Annotated in this window: 14 protein-coding genes; 9 read left to right on the top strand and 5 right to left on the bottom strand. The window is 60.6% G+C overall.

What is annotated here, in order from left to right:
- Positions 1 to 149: 149 nt before the first annotated feature.
- From LB528_RS18825 to LB528_RS18815, 3 genes are all read right to left on the bottom strand, one after another.
- On the bottom strand, positions 150 to 392 hold the full coding sequence (locus tag LB528_RS18825; RefSeq protein WP_224517783.1) for a hypothetical protein: 243 nt from the start codon (positions 390 to 392) through the stop codon (positions 150 to 152).
- A 234-nt stretch (positions 393 to 626) separates the two neighbouring features.
- Complete coding sequence (locus tag LB528_RS18820; protein WP_224715886.1) at positions 627 to 1,934, bottom strand: polysaccharide biosynthesis/export family protein; 1,308 nt, start codon at positions 1,932 to 1,934, stop codon at positions 627 to 629.
- A gap of 12 nt (positions 1,935 to 1,946) precedes the next feature.
- Positions 1,947 to 2,819: a glycosyltransferase family 2 protein gene (locus LB528_RS18815; RefSeq protein ID WP_224715885.1), complete on the bottom strand. Its 873-nt coding sequence runs from the start codon at positions 2,817 to 2,819 to the stop codon at positions 1,947 to 1,949.
- Between the two features lie 245 nt (positions 2,820 to 3,064).
- Here LB528_RS18815 and LB528_RS18810 point away from each other — a divergent pair, with 245 nt between their 5' ends.
- A complete protein-coding gene (locus LB528_RS18810) occupies positions 3,065 to 4,297 on the top strand; it encodes a glycosyltransferase (RefSeq protein ID WP_411962210.1) in 1,233 nt (410 codons plus the stop codon).
- Here LB528_RS18810 and LB528_RS18805 read toward each other — a convergent pair.
- Entirely contained in the window at positions 4,290 to 5,420 is a 1,131-nt protein-coding gene (locus tag LB528_RS18805; protein WP_224715884.1) for a glycosyltransferase family 4 protein, read from the bottom strand. The genes LB528_RS18810 and LB528_RS18805 overlap by 8 nt on opposite strands.
- Before the next feature lie 195 nt (positions 5,421 to 5,615).
- Here LB528_RS18805 and LB528_RS18800 point away from each other — a divergent pair, with 195 nt between their 5' ends.
- Together LB528_RS18800 and LB528_RS18795 are read left to right on the top strand one after the other, a co-directional pair.
- Complete coding sequence (locus LB528_RS18800; RefSeq protein ID WP_224715883.1) at positions 5,616 to 6,893, top strand: glycosyltransferase family 4 protein; 1,278 nt, start codon at positions 5,616 to 5,618, stop codon at positions 6,891 to 6,893.
- Positions 6,894 to 7,026: 133 nt separating this feature from the next.
- On the top strand, positions 7,027 to 8,172 hold the full coding sequence (locus tag LB528_RS18795; RefSeq protein ID WP_224517773.1) for a glycosyltransferase: 1,146 nt from the start codon (positions 7,027 to 7,029) through the stop codon (positions 8,170 to 8,172).
- A 112-nt stretch (positions 8,173 to 8,284) separates the two neighbouring features.
- Here the strand turns inward: LB528_RS18795 and LB528_RS18790 are convergent, their stop codons facing one another.
- Positions 8,285 to 9,736 (bottom strand): oligosaccharide flippase family protein, encoded by a 1,452-nt coding sequence (locus LB528_RS18790; RefSeq protein ID WP_224517771.1) that lies wholly within the window; start codon positions 9,734 to 9,736, stop codon positions 8,285 to 8,287.
- 368 nt (positions 9,737 to 10,104) lie between these two features.
- Here LB528_RS18790 and LB528_RS18785 point away from each other — a divergent pair, with 368 nt between their 5' ends.
- The 6 genes from LB528_RS18785 to LB528_RS18760 all read left to right on the top strand — a co-directional run bounded on the left by LB528_RS18785 (position 10,105) and on the right by LB528_RS18760 (position 19,698).
- Entirely contained in the window at positions 10,105 to 11,553 is a 1,449-nt protein-coding gene (locus LB528_RS18785; RefSeq protein ID WP_224715882.1) for a DUF4214 domain-containing protein, read from the top strand.
- A gap of 34 nt (positions 11,554 to 11,587) precedes the next feature.
- The gene (locus LB528_RS30585; protein ID WP_411962209.1) at positions 11,588 to 12,457 is read left to right on the top strand and encodes a DUF4038 domain-containing protein; all 870 of its coding nucleotides are present in this window, start codon (positions 11,588 to 11,590) and stop codon (positions 12,455 to 12,457) included.
- A gap of 116 nt (positions 12,458 to 12,573) precedes the next feature.
- Positions 12,574 to 13,746 (top strand): polysaccharide pyruvyl transferase family protein, encoded by a 1,173-nt coding sequence (locus tag LB528_RS18775; protein ID WP_224517767.1) that lies wholly within the window; start codon positions 12,574 to 12,576, stop codon positions 13,744 to 13,746.
- A gap of 242 nt (positions 13,747 to 13,988) precedes the next feature.
- On the top strand, positions 13,989 to 14,969 hold the full coding sequence (locus tag LB528_RS18770; RefSeq protein ID WP_224517765.1) for a glycosyltransferase family 2 protein: 981 nt from the start codon (positions 13,989 to 13,991) through the stop codon (positions 14,967 to 14,969).
- Between the two features lie 42 nt (positions 14,970 to 15,011).
- The gene (locus LB528_RS18765; RefSeq protein ID WP_224517763.1) at positions 15,012 to 16,028 is read left to right on the top strand and encodes a glycosyltransferase family 8 protein; all 1,017 of its coding nucleotides are present in this window, start codon (positions 15,012 to 15,014) and stop codon (positions 16,026 to 16,028) included.
- Between the two features lie 364 nt (positions 16,029 to 16,392).
- A complete protein-coding gene (locus LB528_RS18760; RefSeq protein WP_224715881.1) occupies positions 16,393 to 19,698 on the top strand; it encodes a GNVR domain-containing protein in 3,306 nt (1,101 codons plus the stop codon).
- The last annotated feature ends 349 nt before the right edge of the window (positions 19,699 to 20,047 follow it).

The following is a 20,047-nucleotide window of genomic DNA, read 5'->3' as shown; positions in this document are numbered from 1 at the left end:
AATTGGGATTGAGGTCCCTCTGACGCGGTGGTTACTTGGATCGGGAACGAGCGGGGAAGATTCCAGAAAATCCAAGGTTCTATGCGGATTGCAAATGAAGCCTTGTTGCAATCCCTTCAGATGTGAACTGCTCAAAGTGCCGAGGCTGCTCACACGTGGGTGCGTTTCCAATGCACAGAAATCGACAGGCCAACGATGTAGGCGCAGGCCAGTGCGAACGCCAGGACGAGGAATTTGGCGATTGTGATGTAACCCGGTAGCCCAAGGCCATTCCAGGCAAAGCTGCCGATCATGAGCAGAGCTGTCGCCGCGATCAGGGCAGGAGCCTTCAACCGCAGTCCCATCAGAACGCCTGCCGCCGATACGACGACTACACCCATGATCACCGACATCTCCAGCGGCATCCGCAGGGCTGACTGGCGCACCGCGGCAGAAGGTTCCGTCAGGGGCTCGATGAGCCCAGCGAGTGCTCACTGATATGCGGCCTGGAAGTGCTAGGCAAGTGGCAAAGGGCGTTGCATGGGTCCGCACAAGCACGGGATTTGGTCTTGCTGCCCGTCCTTCCACGGCCTCCAGCTGGAGCGGCTTCAGCCTTCAGAGCCCCCGTCGCTGAAATACGAGCTTGATCAGTTGGTACCCTGATCCGGAAGCTTCTCGGCCTGAATGCCGCTGTCTGCGGGCAGGGCAGCCAAACCGGGCTGCGGCGGGGGAATTTCAACCTTCACGGTGTCGCCTGGCTTGATCGGTGTCGTTTCCTCAGCGGCCAGTTCTTCCGAACCGCTGCCCGTCGTCCTGACAATCTTGAAGATCGGCTTGGCCCTTTCAGCGCGTTCCTTGAGAGCGAGCAGGGCTGGAGCCGTGACCGCGGTTTCGTGCAGCAACTGCGATGCGGTGTCCGCTTTGGTGGTAACTTCATTGAGCTGCGATTGCGTTTCCCGCAAAGCCTCGGCGATACCGCTGGCGTGCTGGTTGTTGAGATTGAGAATCTCGATATCGGTCTTGCTCATCTCCTGCCTGACCCGTAACAGCGAGGTCTCGGCAGCCAGTCTGTCGCCCTGCATCTGGGCAACCGTCCCTTCCAGGTTAAGTTCCCTCGGTGCAACGGCCAGCCCCTTCTGGACAAGGGTCGAAACGCCCTCCAGTTCCTTCTGGATGAGTTGAATCTGCTTGTCGCGGAAGGTTAGCTGCTGCTGGAGCGACTCCAGTTCCTTTTCCAGGAAGTCCCTGAGTTCCCTTAGCGAACGCAGTTGCGTCATCATCGCTTCCTTGCGGACGGCAAAGATCCTGCTCTCCTGCTCCATCGCCACCGCGACCGTTGGGTTCGAAGCCCTGTCCTTCAGTTCCGCCGGGAAGGCGATCTCATCGCTGTCGGCCTGCTCGGCTTCCAGCCGCGCTTTGCGCGCAAGCAGAGTGACGCTGCTCAGCGCCAACAGACCCACATCGCCCTGGCCAGCGATAATCTCACGCTCGAGCCTCGGAATGTCATCCTCGCGTATCCGCAAACCGCCGGCGATTCCCAGTGCCTGCAGCACCGTCAGTCCGGGTCTGTAGGGAAACTCGCCGGGCTGCGCCACGTAGCCGACGATGTAGAACGGTCTGTACTGGGCGATCTCGACTGCGACATCCGGTTGCCGGCCGAGGCCCATCTGCCGCATCAGGTGGTCGCCGATTGCGCGGGCGAGGTCGCCCGGTGAGGTGCCCTGTGCGCGTATCTGGCCGACAAATGGCAGGAACAGCGTGCCATCGGCGCCGACGACGAAATCATCGTTAAGAGCGGTCCATTCGAAGATCACGTCCCGCGATGCGCGCCACTCGTATACCTTGAGCCTGACCTTGTCCTGAGGTCCGAGGAGATACTCGGCAGCCACCGCCGGCAAGGCGAAGGCGATCGCCGCCGCCAACGAAGCCGCCACCGTCGCAAGCCATTTCCGCATTGTGTTTCCGCCTCAGATTTTCAAGATGTATTCGGGTTCGATCCGCCCCATGGCGACATGCAGGATCGCGAGCATGTTGCCCCTGAGCCTGCCTCTCCGGTCGACATACGGCTCCGGACGCAGGCTCTTTGCCAGGTTGGCCGCAATGTTCCTGAACATCAGCGGCAGCGCGAAAGAGGCCGGAACGGAGCCTTTCTTGATCAGGTAAATAGCGTTCACGACCTGGGAGTAGCCGAACCGCTCTCCGCTCACCCGCCCCGTTTTGAGGCCGAGATGGACCCCGGTGATTGAGGTCACGCAGACCACACGACCCTTGGATCTCATTTGGCTGGTGAAGTCGATGTCTTCCTGCCAGCCATAGAGGACGAGGCGCTCGTCGAAGCGCAGATCTCCCACAAGCGAGGAACGGAGCGACATGTTGCATCCGTACGCACCGATATGGTCGACCACCGGCGGTCCATCGTGTTTTTTCAGCTCGGCCTCCCGCAAGGCGGCCTCGGCGGCTTGCCAGGTGAGGCCGGCATTCGTGGCGCCGTCTCGGACCACCATGCCCATCACTACCGCCCATCCGTCATTTTCCGCGAAAGCTCTCTCGATCTGTTCCAGATATTCGGCGGATGGGACAAAATCGTCGTCGAAGAACGTGATGATGTCGGAGCGCCCAAGGGCCCGTGCGAGCGCGCTGTTGCGCTGCGCAGCCAGTCCCTTCGGACCGAAAACGAGCGAAACGGGGAAGGGACAGCTTTCCGGCAGTTCGACATGCGTTGCGTCGGGTGCCGACAGGATGATCTCGTCGGGAAGTCTCGTCTGACCGCTCAAATAGCGGAGCAGGCGAGCGACCTGTTCGCTGCGGCCAAGCGTCGGGATGATCACGGTGAGTTTCACGGCCGGTCCATATTTGGTTCAGGCCGACCCTAAATCGGCAAGGGGGCCGAAACAGCCTGCATAAAAGGAGACGGAGGAAGCATGGCTTACCTCCTGGCATCGGCTTTCGGAGTAGCCCCGGTGAACGACCCAGCCATAAGTATTAGGCGAACATGCGCCCGGAGCAGCCTGTAGCCGATCGGACAACTTGCCCGGGCCGTTGCAAGGAATCGAGACTGCTAGCCTGCCGATGCAAAGGGGGAACCATGCTCCACGAACGCGCTTCCGATCTGGCCCTCGCGGCCAGGGTCGATATGCCCATCGAGGAGGTGCCGCCCGCACCGGGGCTTCGCGTCGACAGGTATGCCAGGATAGCTGTCATTCATGACTGGTGCCCGAATTTCCGGGGTGGTGAACGGGTACTGGCGCAGATATGCAAGCAGTTCCCCAATGCTGAGGTTTTCACGCTTTTCGATTTTTTGCCGGCCGAGGTGAAGGAGCAATATTTTCAGGACGTGGAATTCCATACGTCAGCGGCCAACCGGATTCCGATGGTGCAGAAATTCTATCGCTCGCTTTTCTTCTTTTGTCCCTTCCTGATCGAACAGTTCGACGTGACGGGCTATGACGCGGTGATCTCGTCTTCGGCCGCCTTTTCGCGCGGCGTGATCACCAGGCCGGACCAGCCGCATCTCTGTTATGTGCACAGCCCAGTTCGTTACGCCTGGGACGAGCAGTTTTCCTATCTTCAACAAGGGCGGCTTGGCTTCGGCCCCAAGGGGATGCTCTATCGGTACATGCTCCATCGCCTGAGGACGTGGGATACGAGAACCGCGCATGGCCCGGACCTTATGCTGGCCAACTCGAATTATGTCCGTTCCCGGATCCAGCACATCTACGGACGCGAGGCGCGCGTCGTCTTCCCTCCGGTCTCGCTGAGAGAGCTCCCTTGTGTGGAGGACAAGGACGACTACTATGTTTCGGCGTCATTCCTCGCCCCCTACAAGCGCACCGACCTCGTCATCCGAGCTTTCAATGAGATGCCGTCGCGGCGCCTGGTCGTCGTCGGGGAAGGCCAGCAATCGGCCAGCCTGCGGGCGCTTGCCGGTCCCAACGTCACCTTTGCGGGATACCTGCCCCGGCAGGACTATGTGGACACCCTGGCGCGGGCAAAGGCGATGGTCTTCGCCGGCTGCGAGGACTTTGGCATAGCCTTGGCCGAGGCACAGGCCTGCGGAACGCCGCTGATCGCTTTCGGCCGCGGCGGGGCGGTCGACATCGTGCAGCGCCTTGGGTCCTCTCCCGAACCCACGGGCGTGCTGTTCAAGGCCCAGACGGTCGATCACCTCAAGGAGGCGGTCGAACGCTTCGAAGAGAACAGCCATGCCGTGACGCCCCGCGCCTGCGCCAGGAACGCAGGACGCTTTTCGGAAGAGAACTTCGATCGCGCCATCCTGGAATCGCTCGGGGCCGTCCAGGCGCTTCACGAGATCATGTGAGTTCGGGTACTCTGACGACCTTCGTTAGCGTATCGGCGCCGTCTGCGGCGGCCATCGCCTCGAGATAGCGCAAGGCCGTCGCTCGCCAACGATATGCCGAGGCTCTCGCTCGTCCCCTGCGTATCATCTGCTTGCGCTTGTCCTCGCAATCGCGCAGCTGCATGAAACGGTCGAACCATCCTTCCGGGTCGTCGGGCGGCACAAACAGCGCTGCGTTTGCGCAGACCTCGGGCAGGCTGGCTCGGTCGGACACCACCACGGGGCAGCCGACGGCCATCGCCTCGAGGGCGGGAAGGCCGAAGCCCTCGGTGAGCGAGGGGAACGCCAAGCATAGCGAATCCGCAAGGAGAGCCGCCAGTTCGCCGTCCGAGATGCGGCCGAGCCAGTGGATGTTTTGCGCATTGGCCTTGGGTGATCCCGACCTGAAGACGCGCGAATCCGACATGCCGACAACCGCAATCCTGAGCCCGGCCGCGGCAAGGCGCTCGGCCATGTCCAGGATGAGCCTCACATTCTTGTGGGGTGCGGCGCTGCCGATCATGACGATGGTTTGCGGCGAGGCGGCCAGCCGTGTTCCCGCGGAATGTTGAGGCGTCCATTGCAAGACATGCTCATGGCCGTTCGGGGCTAAGAAGGCCCGGTGCACGGGGACGACGCCGCTGCGGACCAACTCCCCCAGCGAATAGTCGGAAACGGTCGAAATGGCCCATGCGGTCCGGCCGAGGCATGGCAGCAAGATACGGTAGAAGCTCCGGAAGGCAAGGGAGTAGCTCTGCGGAGCATTCCAGACGTTCGCATCATGGATGCAGACGATATGCTTGCGGGAAAGCAGAGGTCCTGTGTTGCAGAGGCTGAGCAGTCCGCCGCCGCCGAGAGACGAGGGGAGTTGCGTCTGCTCCCAGATATGGCCGATCGTGCGGCCGATCTCGAAGCGTTCAATGAAAGCCAGGGGAATATCCTCCGACCCGGGCGGGCAGTGCAGTCGAACGTCGAGACCGCGCGCGAGAGGCCCCTGTTCCGCGAGCAAAGCGTCGAGTGAACGGACGACCTCGCGCGCATAGCGCTGGACGCCTGTTGTCGGCTGGGAAAGAAAACGCCCATTGATTGTCCAACGCCGCGCCATGTCGTCCCCCCTTGAACCTTCAATGTGGGGCTGCGAAGGCCTCAGGTCACCATGGCCATCGGGTCATCCGGTAACCCGGAAATCATCCGGATAGGCGAGGATAGGTAGTCCGCCTACCTCAAACATTCGAGGCCCTTCGTGCCTCCCGCGATGCTAGTGTGGTCCGGGCGCCGAAAAGGCCCGGGGGAGGTGGAGATGGGCAAAATCGAGTTCGACACAACGCAATCTCTACCAGCACGATCAGCCGAGCTATTGGATGGACACCGCCCCAGGACACCGCTCGCGACCTCGCTTGCCGGGGACGCCGCATCCTTGATCGGACATACGGCCTGGACATGGTCGGACCGGGAATCGCCGACACGGCGCTGGACGATAAACGGGGATTTCACGACGCTTCGGCCGACCGGCGTAGCCCGCTACGCCAGCGAAGTGACCATGGCCCTCGATGCTCTCCTTTCGGAAGGACATCCGCTTGGCCGCGACATGGAGATCGATCTCGTGGTTCCGCGTCCGCTTCCCGAAACCTTCCGCCTCGACGCCATCTCCGTCCGGATCGTGCCCGAATTCAGCAGGCCACGTCTCCCGCAATTCTGGGTGCAGGCGCAGTTGCCCTGGCATATACCGGGAGGATTGCTGAGCTTCTGCAACCTCGCTCCCATCGCACTGAGGCGCCAGATCGCGTGTATCCACGATATGCACACAAGGCTCATGCCATCGAGCTATGGGCGGGGTTTCCGGTGGGCCCACCGCCTTATCCTGCCGGCGCTCGGCAGGCGGGCTGCCCGCATTACCACGGTCTCGCAGCTCTCGCGCAGCCATCTGGTGGAGTTCGGCATCGCGCCGGACGAGAAGATCGTCGTCACCTACAACGGCAGCGACCATGCGAAGAGATGGGATGCAACGAGATCGTCCCTGACAGTCGACCGAGATAGACCGTATGTCCTCTGCCTCGGAAGACGGGACCAGGAGTACAAAAACATGGCGCTTCTCGCCAGGCTGGCCCCGCTCCTCGACGAGATGGGTCTCGATCTCTGGATGCCAGGCGATGTCGACGAGAAGACGATCCTGCGATACCTCCCGGACATGCCCGCGAACATAGTCCTCCTGGGACGGATCGGGGACGACGACTTCAAGAAGGCGCTCGAAGGCGCCCTGTGCTTTCTGTTTCCGTCACGCATCGAGGGGTTTGGACTGCCCGCCGTCGAGGCGATGGCCTCGGGCTGCCCGGTCGTGGCCTCGACCTCGCCCTGTTTGCCCGAGATCTGCGGGGATTCGGCTCTCTATGCCGATCCCGATGACGTCCAATCATGGGCCGAAACCGTCCGCCTGCTGATGCTCACCCGGGATTTGCGGGAGCGGCTGGTCGCCAAGGGATATGCCAGGGCCAGCAGTTATTCCTGGCGATGGATCGCATGGAAATACCTCGAGCTCATGGTTCACGTCGACGCCGACTTCGGGGAATTCGGCGGTTAACCGGGTTGGCACGGATCAACCCTGCCGGGATGTTCAAGCGGCGAGACCGGGCGGCTCGTTATGCATGCGCGGGAGTGGAATTATAGCTGGAGCGGCATCGCACTCTATCAGATGGTGGCGTGGAGAAGGCAAGATGAACGAACGGATCGGTCCGCGCGGATTACGTGGTCCGGGCGGAATTGCCTGCGCCGGCACCCTTCTCTTCGACAACTCGCTGTCGATCCTGAACAGGACCGGAGCCTATCACATCGCCAAGGACCTGACCCGGGAATTCGTCCCGGCCAGGGCGGGAATCCGGTATTGGCGGCTGGGTTCCTTCGCTCCCGAGGGCCTGGTCCGCAAGATTGTCGCCCGGTTGATGATGCTGGAAATCAACTGGTTCCGGGACAGAGAAATCTTCCTCATCCGTGATAAGGTCGACGAACGCGGCATCCGGCTGTTCCTGGACCCGCTCTACGTCCTGAGGTCACGCCTGACGGAAAACGACATTGTCCTTTGCCACGATGTCGGCCCGCTGACGCATGGCGATCTCTACGACGAACGGACCTGCACCAATTACCGGCTTGCCTACGAGAAAATTCGGCGCGTCGGGCCCGGCATCGTTTTCGTCAGCAATTTTTCCGCAAACAACTTCGGGATCCTTTTCGGGTCCGGTTTCCGATTCCTGAAGACAATCCCGCTCTATCTGCGCACTGAACTGTTCGACGGCCCGGCAGAAGCACCCCCCGGCGTGCGCGGTCCGTTCTTTCTCACCGTCGGCGCGTTCGAAACCCGCAAGAACCAGATCGCCGCCCTGAAGGCGTATCGAGACGGCGGATTCCATGGCCAGGGTGTCGGATATGTGCTGTGCGGAGCGCGCGGCGACGGCTACGCGAAGATTGCGGAACTTGCGGGAACCGTTCCGGGTGTGAGGCTCATGGGATACGTTCCCGACGCACAGTTGCGCTGGCTCTACGGCAATGCCGAGGCATTCGTACTGCCAAGTCTTCTCGAAGGTTTCGGCATGCCGGCACTGGAGGCAGCCTATATGGGACTGTTGCCGATAGTATCCACCGGCAGCGCCCTCGCCGAGGCCGTCGGGGGCGTGTGCTCCCAGGTGCAGCCGGATAGCCCCGCCGCGATCGCGCAGGCGATGGGGACAGCGCTTTCGCGAAGCGCCGCGGAGAAGGTGCAAACGAACCGCTTGCTGCGCGACATCGCGTCAGCTGCAACCAAGGTTTGGTTCCTGCAGCAATGGAGGGAACTGCTGGCCGCGGCAGCAATTCCAAGAAAGATGTGAAACGGGTTTCCGTCCGGAATTTCGGCAAAACCAGCGGATGAAGCGCTTCGCCTTTTCATGAAGCCCAAATTGCGTCACCCGTCCGGGAAGGTGTTCGCAACAGCACCGACAATCATGCCGGAGCAACTGCATTACGGAAGATTCGACCGGCAATCACGATTTCGTCGAATAAGCGATGGCTGGTCACGAACACTCCGGCCAGCCAGCCGGCCGCTGCAAGACACCCAGCGAGTATCGCCTGTCCCAACGACAGGTCGAAGCTGAAGCCGCCGGCAACGACCATGCCCAGTGGACCGAGTACGGTAAACGCGGTAACGACGCCGCTCTTTCGGACGGCGACAGCTATCTCGTCCCACCGCAGCGAAAGCCTGCGACGCACGAAGCTCAAGGACACAAAGGCCTGGAACGGCACAATGAACATCAGGCTCAACGCCGCGCCCATAAGTCCGGCAACCAAGACCGCGCTCGTCATGACGACTGCTGAGACAGGAACGACGATCAACGACCGTACGAACATGTCCCTGATCGAGCCTATCGCCATCATCACCGGGTGGTTCAGCTCGAAGCTGAAGGTGAAAAGGGACGCCAGGGCGATGACTTGCACCAGCGGTGCGACTGCCCGCCATTGGTGGCCGAGCACGATGTCCACGACAGGATAGGATAGTGCGGCGAGGGCCAGCAGCGCAGGCCATTGAAGTCCGGTGATGATTTCGATGGCATGCAGATAGGATCGTTTAAGATCGCCGCCCTGCCTGGCCGAGGCGGAAAAAGCAGGAAGCACGACTGCCATGGCTCCGCCAAGGATCAATTTGTCGGGTATCTGGCACACCGTCAGTCCGCGGCTGAAGAGCGCCGCCGCATGTGGCGACAGGACACGGCCCAGCAACAGGAGGGGCAAGGCTTCATACGCCCTGTAAAGAAACACGATCGCGCCATTGTAACCGCCGAAAGCGGCTATCCCGCGCCATTGCTTGAATGTCGGCCTGAACATCCAGAAATCCGGCCGGAGCGCGATGGCCAGCATGCCGGTGACCGTGCTGCTCGCCAGCCAGGCCCAGGCAAAGCTCATATAGCTGAACCCCGTTAGCGCCAGCGCGATGGTCGCCACCCCTCCCGTCGCCGCCCCGGCAACGTTGATCATGGCGACCTTTCCAAACGCCATTTCACGGCGCATCAGCGTGATGACTTGGATGGAGATCAACTCAACGAACAGGCATACGGATACCAGCCGAAGATAAGGAACCAGCTTTTGTTCGTGGAGGGAGGACGCGAGTATAGGAGCGGCTGCAACCAGAAAGGCTGCAATTGCGGCCGTGAGGGCGAGCATTAAGCTGAAAGTGCCGCGGATGTCCTCCCTGCTCAGGACCGGGCGCTGGATCATGAAACTCGAGCTGGCGAATTCCCGCGCCGACAGTGCGATGCCGAGGATTGCCAGGCTGATCACCGAAATGCCGATTTCCTCGGGAGTCAGGATGCGGGAAACGGCCGCGATGGTGAGAAAATTCACGCCGATCACGATGTAACGATCGCCCGTGCTCAGCAGAAGTGCGCGTTTGACGCTCATGATGGTCCCGGACGCCGGCTGCTAGTGAGCAAGCGCCGACGGTGACGTCCGGGTCCGCCCACCGTTCCCAAGGCAGAAAAACACAGGCCGGCGGTTCGAAGTAGAAACCAAAAGGGGGTAGGGCCATCCCACATTCGGTTGAGACCGAAGAGGCGCCTCAACCCGCTTCTCCGGCGGCAAACACCGCATCCGGAGAAGGTCTCGAAAGCGGTCGCTCTTTACTGGATAGCGTCGCCGCGCGGCCGAAAGGCTATGATGAACCGCATTCGAAAGACGTAGTCGGATGAGGGCGGTCTCCCAATATAGACAGATTGTTGCGACCCGCGACGAGGATAGTGTTGCAGAACTCGTTAGAACGGGGCACTGAAATGTTGAAATGTGCGTTGATCGGGGCGGCTTGTCTGCTTGCCATGGTATCGTCGGCCTCCGGCGACATCCTCTGGGGGGCCAACGGCCACCCGATTACGGCCTATCCGGGCATTTCGGTCGAGCGTCAGTTCGACTACCTCGAAGACTTGGGGATGAAGTCCTACCGCGTGAACATTTCCGACCTTCCCTCGGCAGACAGGTTGGCGGAACTCGTGGCGGAGGGCAAGAAGCACGGCATCGAGGTGCTGCCCGTGATCACCCCCGGCAATATCGATCTTGATAAAGACAACACCGACGAGCTCTACCGCAAGGCGCGGGCTCTGGCAGTCGCATTCGGATCCCGGTTCAAGGATGACATCCGCGCCTGGGAACTTGGCAACGAGATGGAGAACTATGCCATCATCAAATCATGCGAGAAGCGCGACGACGGCACGACTTACCCCTGCGAATGGGGTCCAGCGGGCGGCTCCGGAGTGCTGGATTACTTCGGCCCGCGCTGGGCCAAGGTCAGCGCCGTCCTGAAGGGATTGTCCGACGGCATGAGCGAAGTCGACCCGGGCATCCGCAAGGCCGTGGGCACGGCAGGGTGGGGTCACACTGCGGCATTCGAACGAATGAAACAGGACGGCATCAAATGGGACATTTCGATCTGGCATATGTATGGCCAGGATCCGGAGCCTGCCTTCAAGATGCTCGCCAGCTACGGGAAGCCGATCTGGGTCACCGAATTCAACAATCCTTATGGAAGTCGGCAGGGCGAAAGGCAGCAGGCCGAAGGGCTGATGCGGGCCATGCTGCGCCTCCGCCAACTGCAGGCCAAGTACAATGTGGAAGCGGCCCATATTTATGAGCTTCTGGATGAAACCTATTGGGCGCCCGACTTCGAAGCGTCTATGGGATTGGTGCGGCTTGTCGGCTCCGCGGACCGTGGCTGGAGCCCGGCAGGACCCAAGGCCGCATACATTGCAGCGAGGGACTTGATTCGCGGCCCGCAGCCGCTGCCGAGGCCGCAGCGCAGTTGCGATTTTGCGGACAGCGATAAGATCGTGACCGTTACGATGCGCCAGGCGAGTTTCGCCCATTGCTTGATACTGGGGCGCAAGGCAAGCGACGAAGATGTCGAACGGTGGTCAGTAGCCCTGGACGACGGCTCGGTCGACGTTCCCAAAATGATGATTGAACTGATGCACTCCAGGGAATTCTTGAAGAAGTATTCCATCATCGGCCTGAGCGACCGTACCTATGTCGGCTTCCTCTACCGGCTGCTCATGGACAGAGACAGCGACGGGTACGGGCTAGACGTCTATTCCAAACAGCTGAGGGACGGCTCGATGTCGAGGGATTCCATCGCTCGCGGCATGATCACCTCCAGCGAATTCACCGACAAGTATTCCGTCCACCTCGCCGCGAACGCGAAAACGGCTCATCCCGCCGGAATGGCAAACTAGCCTGCGGTGCGGCCGAATAGAGGTCTGGACTGTCATGGATCTGCGCTTCTGTGGTTACCTGCTGGCTGCGACGGCCTTGGCCGGCCACGCCTGCGAAGCGCCCATGGCCGCCCAGATCCAGCAGCCGTTCCCTCTCGTGGAACCCGGCAAACGATATCTGGAAGACGCTGTCGGCTGTGCCTTTCTGATCAATGGCGACGGCGCGTGGGCGCTGATCGCCGATTTGACGCCCCGCCAATTCCTACGGGGACCGCCCTTTCCTTCGCGAGGGCGACTTCGGCCCTCCCAACGGAGCCTATTTCAGGCAAGCGGACTGGGTATTGCGCACGGCACGCGAATCTCGGTTTCGTGGTGCGGCACGTCCCTTCCTGTCGTGGCTATGGCGACGGGGACCGGGCTGGTACCACGAGATGACCGCTCAGCGCGAGAAGCCCGGGAGCCTACGGCCAATTCGTCGGACAGCGGAAACATCATCTGGGTGGAAGGCGGGGATTACAACCCGCCGGACAGGAGCCTTGTCAGGGCGGTCGAAGAGGGAATCCAGGAAACCGACCCGGATGCCCTGCAAAACGCCCACGGCGCACCCGAAACGGCAGCTCTGGACTGGCGGGAACAGCCTTGGCTTTCGGTGAGCGATGTCTACATCTACGAATCCGTCCACGCGGAGGGCACTTGTCCAGCACGCCTCGGGCGACATGCCTTATTTCCTGATCGAGAGCGCCTACGAACACGAGTTCGGCGGGGACGCCCGTCGCGTGCGGGTGCGTGTCTACCAGGCGCTTCTTTCCGGGGCTTTCGGGCATTCCCGGATCACCCGTTTGCCACCAATATTTTCGCGTCGCCAAAACGCGATCACGCCGATTGGATACCGGAACTCTATGCGCGACCAGTACTAAGCCAATGAGTGCCAGGAACGACGCTGCTGACAGCTCCGACAACCTGGCCAGCGCCGGCGTAATCGCAGGGTCCCGCCAGCTAAGCGGCCGCAACGGGGTGCGCCGAACGCCGCGAAGAATAACGTTGTTCGGGCTCTTCGGCTCCGGCAATTTCGGCAATGAAGGTTCACTCGAAGCAATGGTCGGGTTTCTGAGGAGAGAGAGACCCGAGGTGAAACTGTCATGTGTCTGCGGTGAACCCGACGTGGTCAAACAGGCATTCGCGATCGAGACGTCGCCCATCCGCCGGAATGGCCCGGCGACGGGCCTGTCCGGAAGTATCAACCGCCTCCTCCTGAAAATCCCCGGAAAACTTGCCGATTTCGCGCAGACGATCCGCCGCATCCGCAAGTCTGACGTGATGATCTTCCCGGGCACCGGCATTCTGGACGATTTCGGTGAAAGGCCGGCAGGTATGCCGTACGACATCTTCAAATGGTGCCTTGCCGCTCGCCTCGTGGGGACGCGCATCGCCTTTGTCAGCATCGGGGCCGGCCCGATTAGGAACAGACTAAGCCGCCTTTTTATGACCTCGGCGGCCCGTCTGGCTCACTACCGGTCCTACCGAGACCTGCAATCCAGGGAATTTATGGAAAGTGTCGGGTTCGACACCCGTGGAGACGCGATCTATCCAGACCTCGCCTTCGGCCTGCCCGCGCCAATTCCGTCTCCCCGGGTACTGCCCGAGGCGCTGAGGGTGGGTGTCGGCGTCATGGCCTACCGCGGCTGGTACGGCTTTGCCGAGGGCGGCCAGTCGATCCTTTCCGGTTACATCGGAAAACTGGCGCATTTCGTCGTCCACCTCCTCGACAGCGGCCACGACGTCCGGCTTCTTATAGGTGACGAAGAAGACAGCGTCGCCGTCGACGCGCTCCGGGCAGCCGTGAACGTCCTCCGGCCCGGCTCAAGACTGGCGCACGAACAGGTTCATTCGCTGGGCGACGTCATGGGGCAGATGGCGCTTACCGACATTGTCGTCGCCACACGGTTCCACAACATCGTCTGCGCATTGATGATGAGCAGGCCGACCATCTCGCTGAGTTACGCGAGGAAGAATGATGTGCTGATGGAAGAAGTGGGCCTGGGCGAGTACTGCCACCATGTCGAGACTTTCAATGTCGAAACGCTGATCGCGCAGTTTTCACAGCTGATGGCGGCCAGGGAAAAACACGAACAGGCAATCGGCGGGCGGCTCGTCGAGTTCAGGAAGCAGGTCGACAGGCAAGGCGCCTGCCTTCTTTCCAGCGTGGTCGGTTGAAGCGCAAGGTGTCGATCGCCCCCACGGCGTCTCCAGGTGATGCGTAACCGGTATTCATCCGAAAGTCGCGGACCAGGAGTAAGGGCTACATCCATCGTCTGAAGGTCAAGGACGGCGTCGAAATGCTAGCCTGTTGCGGTCTCACTCGTGCGAGCAGCATCATCGGTGGGAACAATGCTGAAGAAGCTCAAGAGGACGTCGGCGAGCTTGGCGATCCGCATCCTCATCGGAGGTTGTGATTGATGGCTAGCGTCGACATAGTCATCCCTTGCTACAATTATGCGCACTTCCTGCCGCAATGCGTTCAAAGCGTTCTTGTCCAGGGGATCGAGGATGTCAGGATCGTCATCATCGACAACGCCTCCACTGACAACAGCGTCGAGGTGGCGCATCGGCTGGCGGCGACGGACGACAGGATCGAGGTCGTTTGCCATCAGGTGAATGTCGGTTCCCACGCCTCGTTCAACGAAGGCGTGGATTTGGCCCGTGCAGATTACTTCATGATCCTCTGTGCCGATGATTTGCTTATGCCGGGAGCCCTTCGCCTTGGGATGACTCTCCTCGACCGTTTCCAGGAGGTATCGTTCGTGCTGGGCAAGCACATGGCACCATGGGTAGGGAACGACTTTCCTGCCCTGCCTGCGCACGCCGACGGCTGGACCCTGACGGATGGGGATCGTTTGATCGAGACATGCTGCCGGAAGATGAAATTCAACCTGACTGCCCACGCAATGCTTGTGCGGACATCCGTACAGAAAGCGGTCGGCCACTATCGGCCGTCCGTGCCGCTGCTCGACGACCTGGAGATGGCGCTGCGCCTGGCCCGCCACGGATCGGTTGCGGAGCTGTCTGTGCCGCTGGCCATAACGCGCGAGCACGCGACCAACATCTCTCAGGTCATGTGGCACGACGCGCTCCGCAGATTGCAGGAATACGAAACTGTCTTGAGGAGCTTCTTTGCTCACGAAGGCGGCACCATGCCCAACGCATCAACGCTTCATCGCACGGTTCGACACCATTTGGCGGCGGCCGCCTATTGGTCGGCAGTATCGCATCTGGTGCGGGGCAAGCGCGCGGCCGGCGTCGAGCTTTTAAAGTTCGGCCGGAGGCTGGCCCCGGCCTCCATGCTTTTACCGCCCATCGGTCATCTGTTCAGAATGGAAGGCTCCCTCAAACGGGCGAGACAGGTCATTTTACAAGTTCTCGCGAGCACGCGCCCTTAGCCGTATTTTCAGCGTTTTGCAAAGCAACGATTGGGATAGCAGATGTCGGATCTGACTATACCTCCGCCAATTCCCGAACAAAACCGGTGCCCGAAAACCACCGGGAAGGCAGCAGTAGTTCTGATTACTGATCAGAACTACTTTCTTCCGACTTTTGCAACAGCATTGTCCGCGGACGCCCATACCGGAGGCGGCACCCCTATCTGTCTGTTCGTCGTCAATGCGGAACAGGCATGGTTGCAGCAATTCGCCGCGGCTGTTTCCGGGACGAAGATTTCAATCAGGGCGGCGAGCTTCCCGCAATTGGCCGAACTCTCCCGATTTCATCGCGACGTCGTTCCCCCAATCGCGCTGGCGCGGTTGTGGGTCGGTTCACTGTTGGAAGAGGATATCGGACGTCTTCTGTATATCGACGGCGACGCCATGGTGGACGGCGAGCTCGACAGCCTGTTGGCAATTTCGCCGCCCGAGTACGGTCTAATGGCGGTGCCTGATTTCATGAAAATATACATTGACGAGGTAAGTTTGTCTAAGGGAAGAGACATAGACCATCTTAGAGGCTTGGGGTGTAGTCCGACTGCATATTTCAATTCCGGCGTAATATATGCGTCGAAAAACGCATGGAATTCCATCGCATCGTCGGCTGTCAGCTTTCTGCGTGAGCATCCGGAACGCTGCATCGCGTCGGATCAAAGCGCGCTTAATCACGCCGCGCGGGGAAACGTCGACTTTCTGCCTCTTCGCTACAACTATCAGAGCGAATACATGATGGCGTTGGACCCGCGCGAACTAGGAATCAAACCGACGATCTGGCACTTCGTCGGCGCACCCAAACCCTGGGACGCGTCCGACTGGCCCTGGGGTGAGTATTTCAACAAATTCTATCGCCAGGCAGAGTCGCGGCTACGAAACTGCGATGTCACGCTTCCGGTACCCCCAGAGGCGCAGATAGTCGCGGGTCTCTCCCACCGGGAGCGCAGCAGATTTCGTATGAAGTGGGTGTATCCTTGGCGGAGATATACACGCAGGCGGAAGATACTGTCTTTGCTTTCGCAGTGATTGACGAGCAGGCCGAATGGAGGGCGCTCGATAGGACGTTTCGTGCAGCGTTCGTCAAGGGAGCCGCCAACGCATCGAGGCGGCTCCCTTGCTGATCGCAAGAGCCGATGAATAGGTTTGATGGAGGTACGGCAATACGGCAAAAGAATAGTTCGCTCATCCTTGGCGCCGTCTTCTACTCCTATTGCTCCGCTTGCCGGTAAGGCATTGCTCCCCGAAAGTCAGGCATCGGCAACCGCGTCCGGACCAGGGCATTGCTGCGGGTAGCCGGCCTGGAAATTGTGACATACGCGTGGACGCGCCGGGAACCAGCCGTATGAAGGAAACGCAGCGCTGCGGCCGGCTCGGATGGGCCTGACGACAGATGGAGCTCTCGCCTGTCGGTTTCATCGTCTGTGCCGCAGTTCTGCTGACCGCGATTTACTACCGGGCGCCTCTGATCATAGGACTTATCGCATCGCTGGCTTTCGGTTCGACAGCCTTGATGACGCTCAGTTCGCTAGGCGGGTCGTCGCCGCTTATCTATACCTTCTTCGGCGGCCTCATGGTGACGGGGGTCGCCGCCAGGAGGCGGCTCTGGCAGGACCTAGGTGATGTATTCGGCAAGATCCGGGCCATCTGGGTTCTCTCTGGCCTTATGTTTTATGCAGTGGCCGGCGCGTGGCTTTTCCCGCGTCTGTTTGCAGGACAGACCAGCGCTTTCGTGCAGTCCAAGACGCGCCACGGTGTCGTCATAGAGGCCTCACTCGAGCCGGTCTCGTCCAATATCTCGCAAACCGGATATTTCATTCTTGGCGGCCTTGTCGTCATCGCCCTCTGTATCCTGCTCCTGAACAAGAACAGGATGGACGAGATCCGTCGAGGTTTCTTCATCTGGTGCGTACTCCATGTCGCCATGGGAATGCTCGACGTGGCGGGCAAGCTCGCGGGAACCGGGGACCTTCTGCAGGTGATCCGGAGCGCTAGCTACGCGATGCTCACAGACCAGGTCCAGGCAGGCTTCTTCCGCATTGCCGGAGCCTATTCCGAAGCGTCGGCCTTCGGCGGCGTCTCCCTGGCGTGCTTGTCGTTCTGCTATGTCTACTGGCGCAAGACAGGCTCGCGGCTGGCCCGCTGGCTGTCCGGGCTACTGCTGGTCCTGCTGCTTCTTTGTACGTCGTCGACAGCATATGTCGGCTTGGCCGTGCTGAGCGTTCCCGTTGCTTTTTCCCTTGCACGTTCATTTCTGGCCGGTCGCGTCACTGCTGACGAAATCCTGATCGTCACCCTGCTGACGGCCGGGGTCTGCGCGGTAATGGCAATCATCCTCTACAACGAACGAATCCTCGATCCGGTAATTGAGCTCATCGACTCGACCGTCATCAACAAGGGCAGTACAGACTCCGGCCATGAACGGGCTTACTGGAACATCAAGAGCCTCCAGTCCTTTGCCGATACCAGTGGCCTGGGCGTCGGGTTCGGCAGCTCTCGCGCTTCCAGCTGGCCGATTGCCGTTGTCTCGCAACTCGGTTTAGTCGGCAGTCTGATGATGGCGACGCTTCTGGCCGTGGTGATCCGCGGGCTTGGAGGATTGAGGTCTCACGTTGATGGCGAAACCGAAGCGGTGGTGTCCTCCGTCCAGGCATGCGCCTTGGCTGCTATGGTTGCCGCTTCCATTTCGAGCGGGACCGCGGACCCGGGCATCGTTTTCTTCATCGCTCTTGCCGTCGTCGCCGCCACCAGGGTCCGCGCCCGCAGGAACAGGCAGGCCTTCGCGCGGCAGTCGCACGGATATCAGAACTCCCCAGAATTGATCGACGACTCAGCTGCCTCGAGACGCGCGACGACATCCGGGCAGTGGCCGCCGGCGTCCAACAGGCAGGATCCCATCGACCGCGAATTCATCAGCCTGTCGGACATCGCATCCTTCCTGAGGCTGTACACGCGCTCCATCATAAGTTGCTTGGCGATGGGCATCCTTGCCGCGGGATTTTATGTCGTCACCACTGACCGGATCTACATGGCGAGCACCCAAATTCTCATCGAGCCGAACCTTTCCAAGCTCCTCCAGCAGCAGTCGGGCGAAGTAAACCCGTCCCTGGACAGAGCGCAGATCGAAAGTCGGATCGCTCTCATGAGGTCGGAAAAGACCGCGATGATGGTTATAGACGACCTCAACCTGCGGGACGACGCGACGTTCAATCGGCCGCAAAGTCTTACCTTGGCCGAACGATTTGACCGATTCGGCGCGCTCTTGCTGCAAACGCTCGGCTTCCGAACAGGTGAAGATGCCGTCGGGTCCAAAGGCAATAGAAAACCGGCTCCGGACGGCGCCGACAGCACAACGTCCGAGGTCGCGGAATTCGAGCGCAGCCGCCGTACGATGCAGGCTTTTCAGAGCGGACTGGACATGCGTCGGGTGGATGGCTCTTACGCGATCGAAATCTCTTTCAGCTCCCGCGATCCCGAACTGTCCGCCAGGATAGCCAACGCCACCGCGAATGCCCTCGTGCTCGAGCAACTGGGGACCAAGGGAGCGGTGGCGCACGAGGATGGCGTATGGCTCGACCAGCGTCTGGGGGAGTTGCGGAGCCAAATGAACAATGCCACGCGGATCGCCCAGGAATTCCGCGCCCGGCACGACTACAGTGTCGCCAGACCGGCGAGCGTTGCGCTGGCCGAAGGCAATAGAACCGATACGGGAGATGCAGGCGGTGAGACCCAGGAGCGTACGCTCCAAGAACTCGATCTCACCGCGGACATTTACCGCAAGATGTACCGCAACTTCTTGCAGGCCCATACAAGCTCGCTCAGCCAGGAGACGTTTCCGATTGCCGACCTGCGGGTCATCACACCCGCCTCGCGACCGCTGTCGGCCAGCTATCCGCGGCGCGAACTGGTGGTGGCTTTCGGCGCTCTCTTGGGCATGATGGTCGGAATGGGCCTGGCTTTCATCCGCAACATGTTCGACAAGACCATTCGTTCGCCGCGACAAGTCCGCGAGGAGCTCGGGCTGGAATGCGTTGGCGAGCTCCCGCCATTCGGCCGGAAAGGACACATCGGTCCGATGGAAGAGGTGACAAGCGCTCCATACTCGCCATTCAGCCATAGCCTCAGGCGGGTCAAGACTGCGATCGGCCTCGCCGTCAGCGACCGACCGATGAAATGGCTCGGCATTACCTCAACGGCGGATGGCGACGACAAATGCTCGGCGGCAATCAACCTCGCTTCGCTCTATTCGATGTGCAGGCAGCGCGTGTTGCTCGTCGACGCGGACGTCGCTCACCCGCAGTTGACCAAGCTGCTGCTGGCGGGATCCCCTGCCGCTCTCGAGCGGGCAGCGGGCCTTGTTGCGCCAGACATAGTAGCTGTGCCGAACCGGCAGTTCGACATGCTTCTATGCTCGTCCTCCGACGCCAATGAGCTGCTTGTCCCGGAGACGGTGCGAACCGTCCTTGAAGGATTGGAATCGTACGACATTATCATCATAGTTCTTCCGTCGTTCACTTCGGGATCCAAATTGGCGGCCAGCTCGGTTCTCGATGGCGTTATCCTGGTCGCCAGATGGGGCAGAACCTCCACGGACGTACTGAAGGAACTCGTACGGTCGATGCATGCGAGCAGGGCGCCGATAGCTGGCGTGTTGATCACGGGGGCCCCGACACGGTCCCTAAAGCATCTGGCTGCCTAAGGATTGCCCTCGGCAAGCCGGCTTTTCCTCAGCAGGCTGCCACTCTTGTTGCACGAATCGGCAATGCGGCTAGCAAACTCCATTCGTACGGCTTAGGGCACTAGCACAGGTACTCCTTTTGCCGTTCTTGCGGGTAAGGCCCGCTTGCTGGGAGAGTGCCTCGACAAGCAACAGGCGTGGCCACCGTATCGGGACGAAAGGATGGGATCGCCCTTGGCTCCTCTCGGCGATCAATGGGGTCTCGATCTGACTTCTTCTCGTGACAAAGTAAGCGGGAAAAACTGTCGATTAAAGAGAATGGAACGTTCAGTCAACCGAAGGAAGCCGAAGTCACGGCTTATCTATGCTG

The sequence above is a fragment of the Mesorhizobium sp. CA4 genome (assembly GCF_020165075.1).
In the GTDB taxonomy this organism is placed as follows: domain Bacteria; phylum Pseudomonadota; class Alphaproteobacteria; order Rhizobiales; family Rhizobiaceae; genus Mesorhizobium.
The sequence above is the reverse complement of the archived record's forward strand: the minus strand, read 5'-3'. Positions and strand labels throughout refer to the sequence as shown.

Bases quoted from the DNA above. Each gene is read 5' to 3' on its own strand.
- LB528_RS30585 (WP_411962209.1), top strand. From the start codon at position 11,588: ATGGATCTGCGCTTCTGTGGTTACCTGCTGGCTGCGACGGCCTTGGCC.
- LB528_RS18825 (WP_224517783.1), bottom strand. From the start codon at position 392: ATGTCGGTGATCATGGGTGTAGTCGTCGTATCGGCGGCAGGCGTTCTG.
- LB528_RS18765 (WP_224517763.1), top strand. From the start codon at position 15,012: ATGTCGGATCTGACTATACCTCCGCCAATTCCCGAACAAAACCGGTGC.
- LB528_RS18785 (WP_224715882.1), top strand. From the start codon at position 10,105: ATGTTGAAATGTGCGTTGATCGGGGCGGCTTGTCTGCTTGCCATGGTA.
- LB528_RS18805 (WP_224715884.1), bottom strand. From the start codon at position 5,420: ATGGCGCGGCGTTGGACAATCAATGGGCGTTTTCTTTCCCAGCCGACA.
- LB528_RS18800 (WP_224715883.1), top strand. From the start codon at position 5,616: ATGGGCAAAATCGAGTTCGACACAACGCAATCTCTACCAGCACGATCA.
- LB528_RS18795 (WP_224517773.1), top strand. From the start codon at position 7,027: ATGAACGAACGGATCGGTCCGCGCGGATTACGTGGTCCGGGCGGAATT.
- LB528_RS18760 (WP_224715881.1), top strand. From the start codon at position 16,393: ATGGAGCTCTCGCCTGTCGGTTTCATCGTCTGTGCCGCAGTTCTGCTG.
- LB528_RS18810 (WP_411962210.1), top strand. From the start codon at position 3,065: ATGCTCCACGAACGCGCTTCCGATCTGGCCCTCGCGGCCAGGGTCGAT.
- LB528_RS18820 (WP_224715886.1), bottom strand. From the start codon at position 1,934: ATGCGGAAATGGCTTGCGACGGTGGCGGCTTCGTTGGCGGCGGCGATC.
- LB528_RS18770 (WP_224517765.1), top strand. From the start codon at position 13,989: ATGGCTAGCGTCGACATAGTCATCCCTTGCTACAATTATGCGCACTTC.
- LB528_RS18790 (WP_224517771.1), bottom strand. From the start codon at position 9,736: ATGAGCGTCAAACGCGCACTTCTGCTGAGCACGGGCGATCGTTACATC.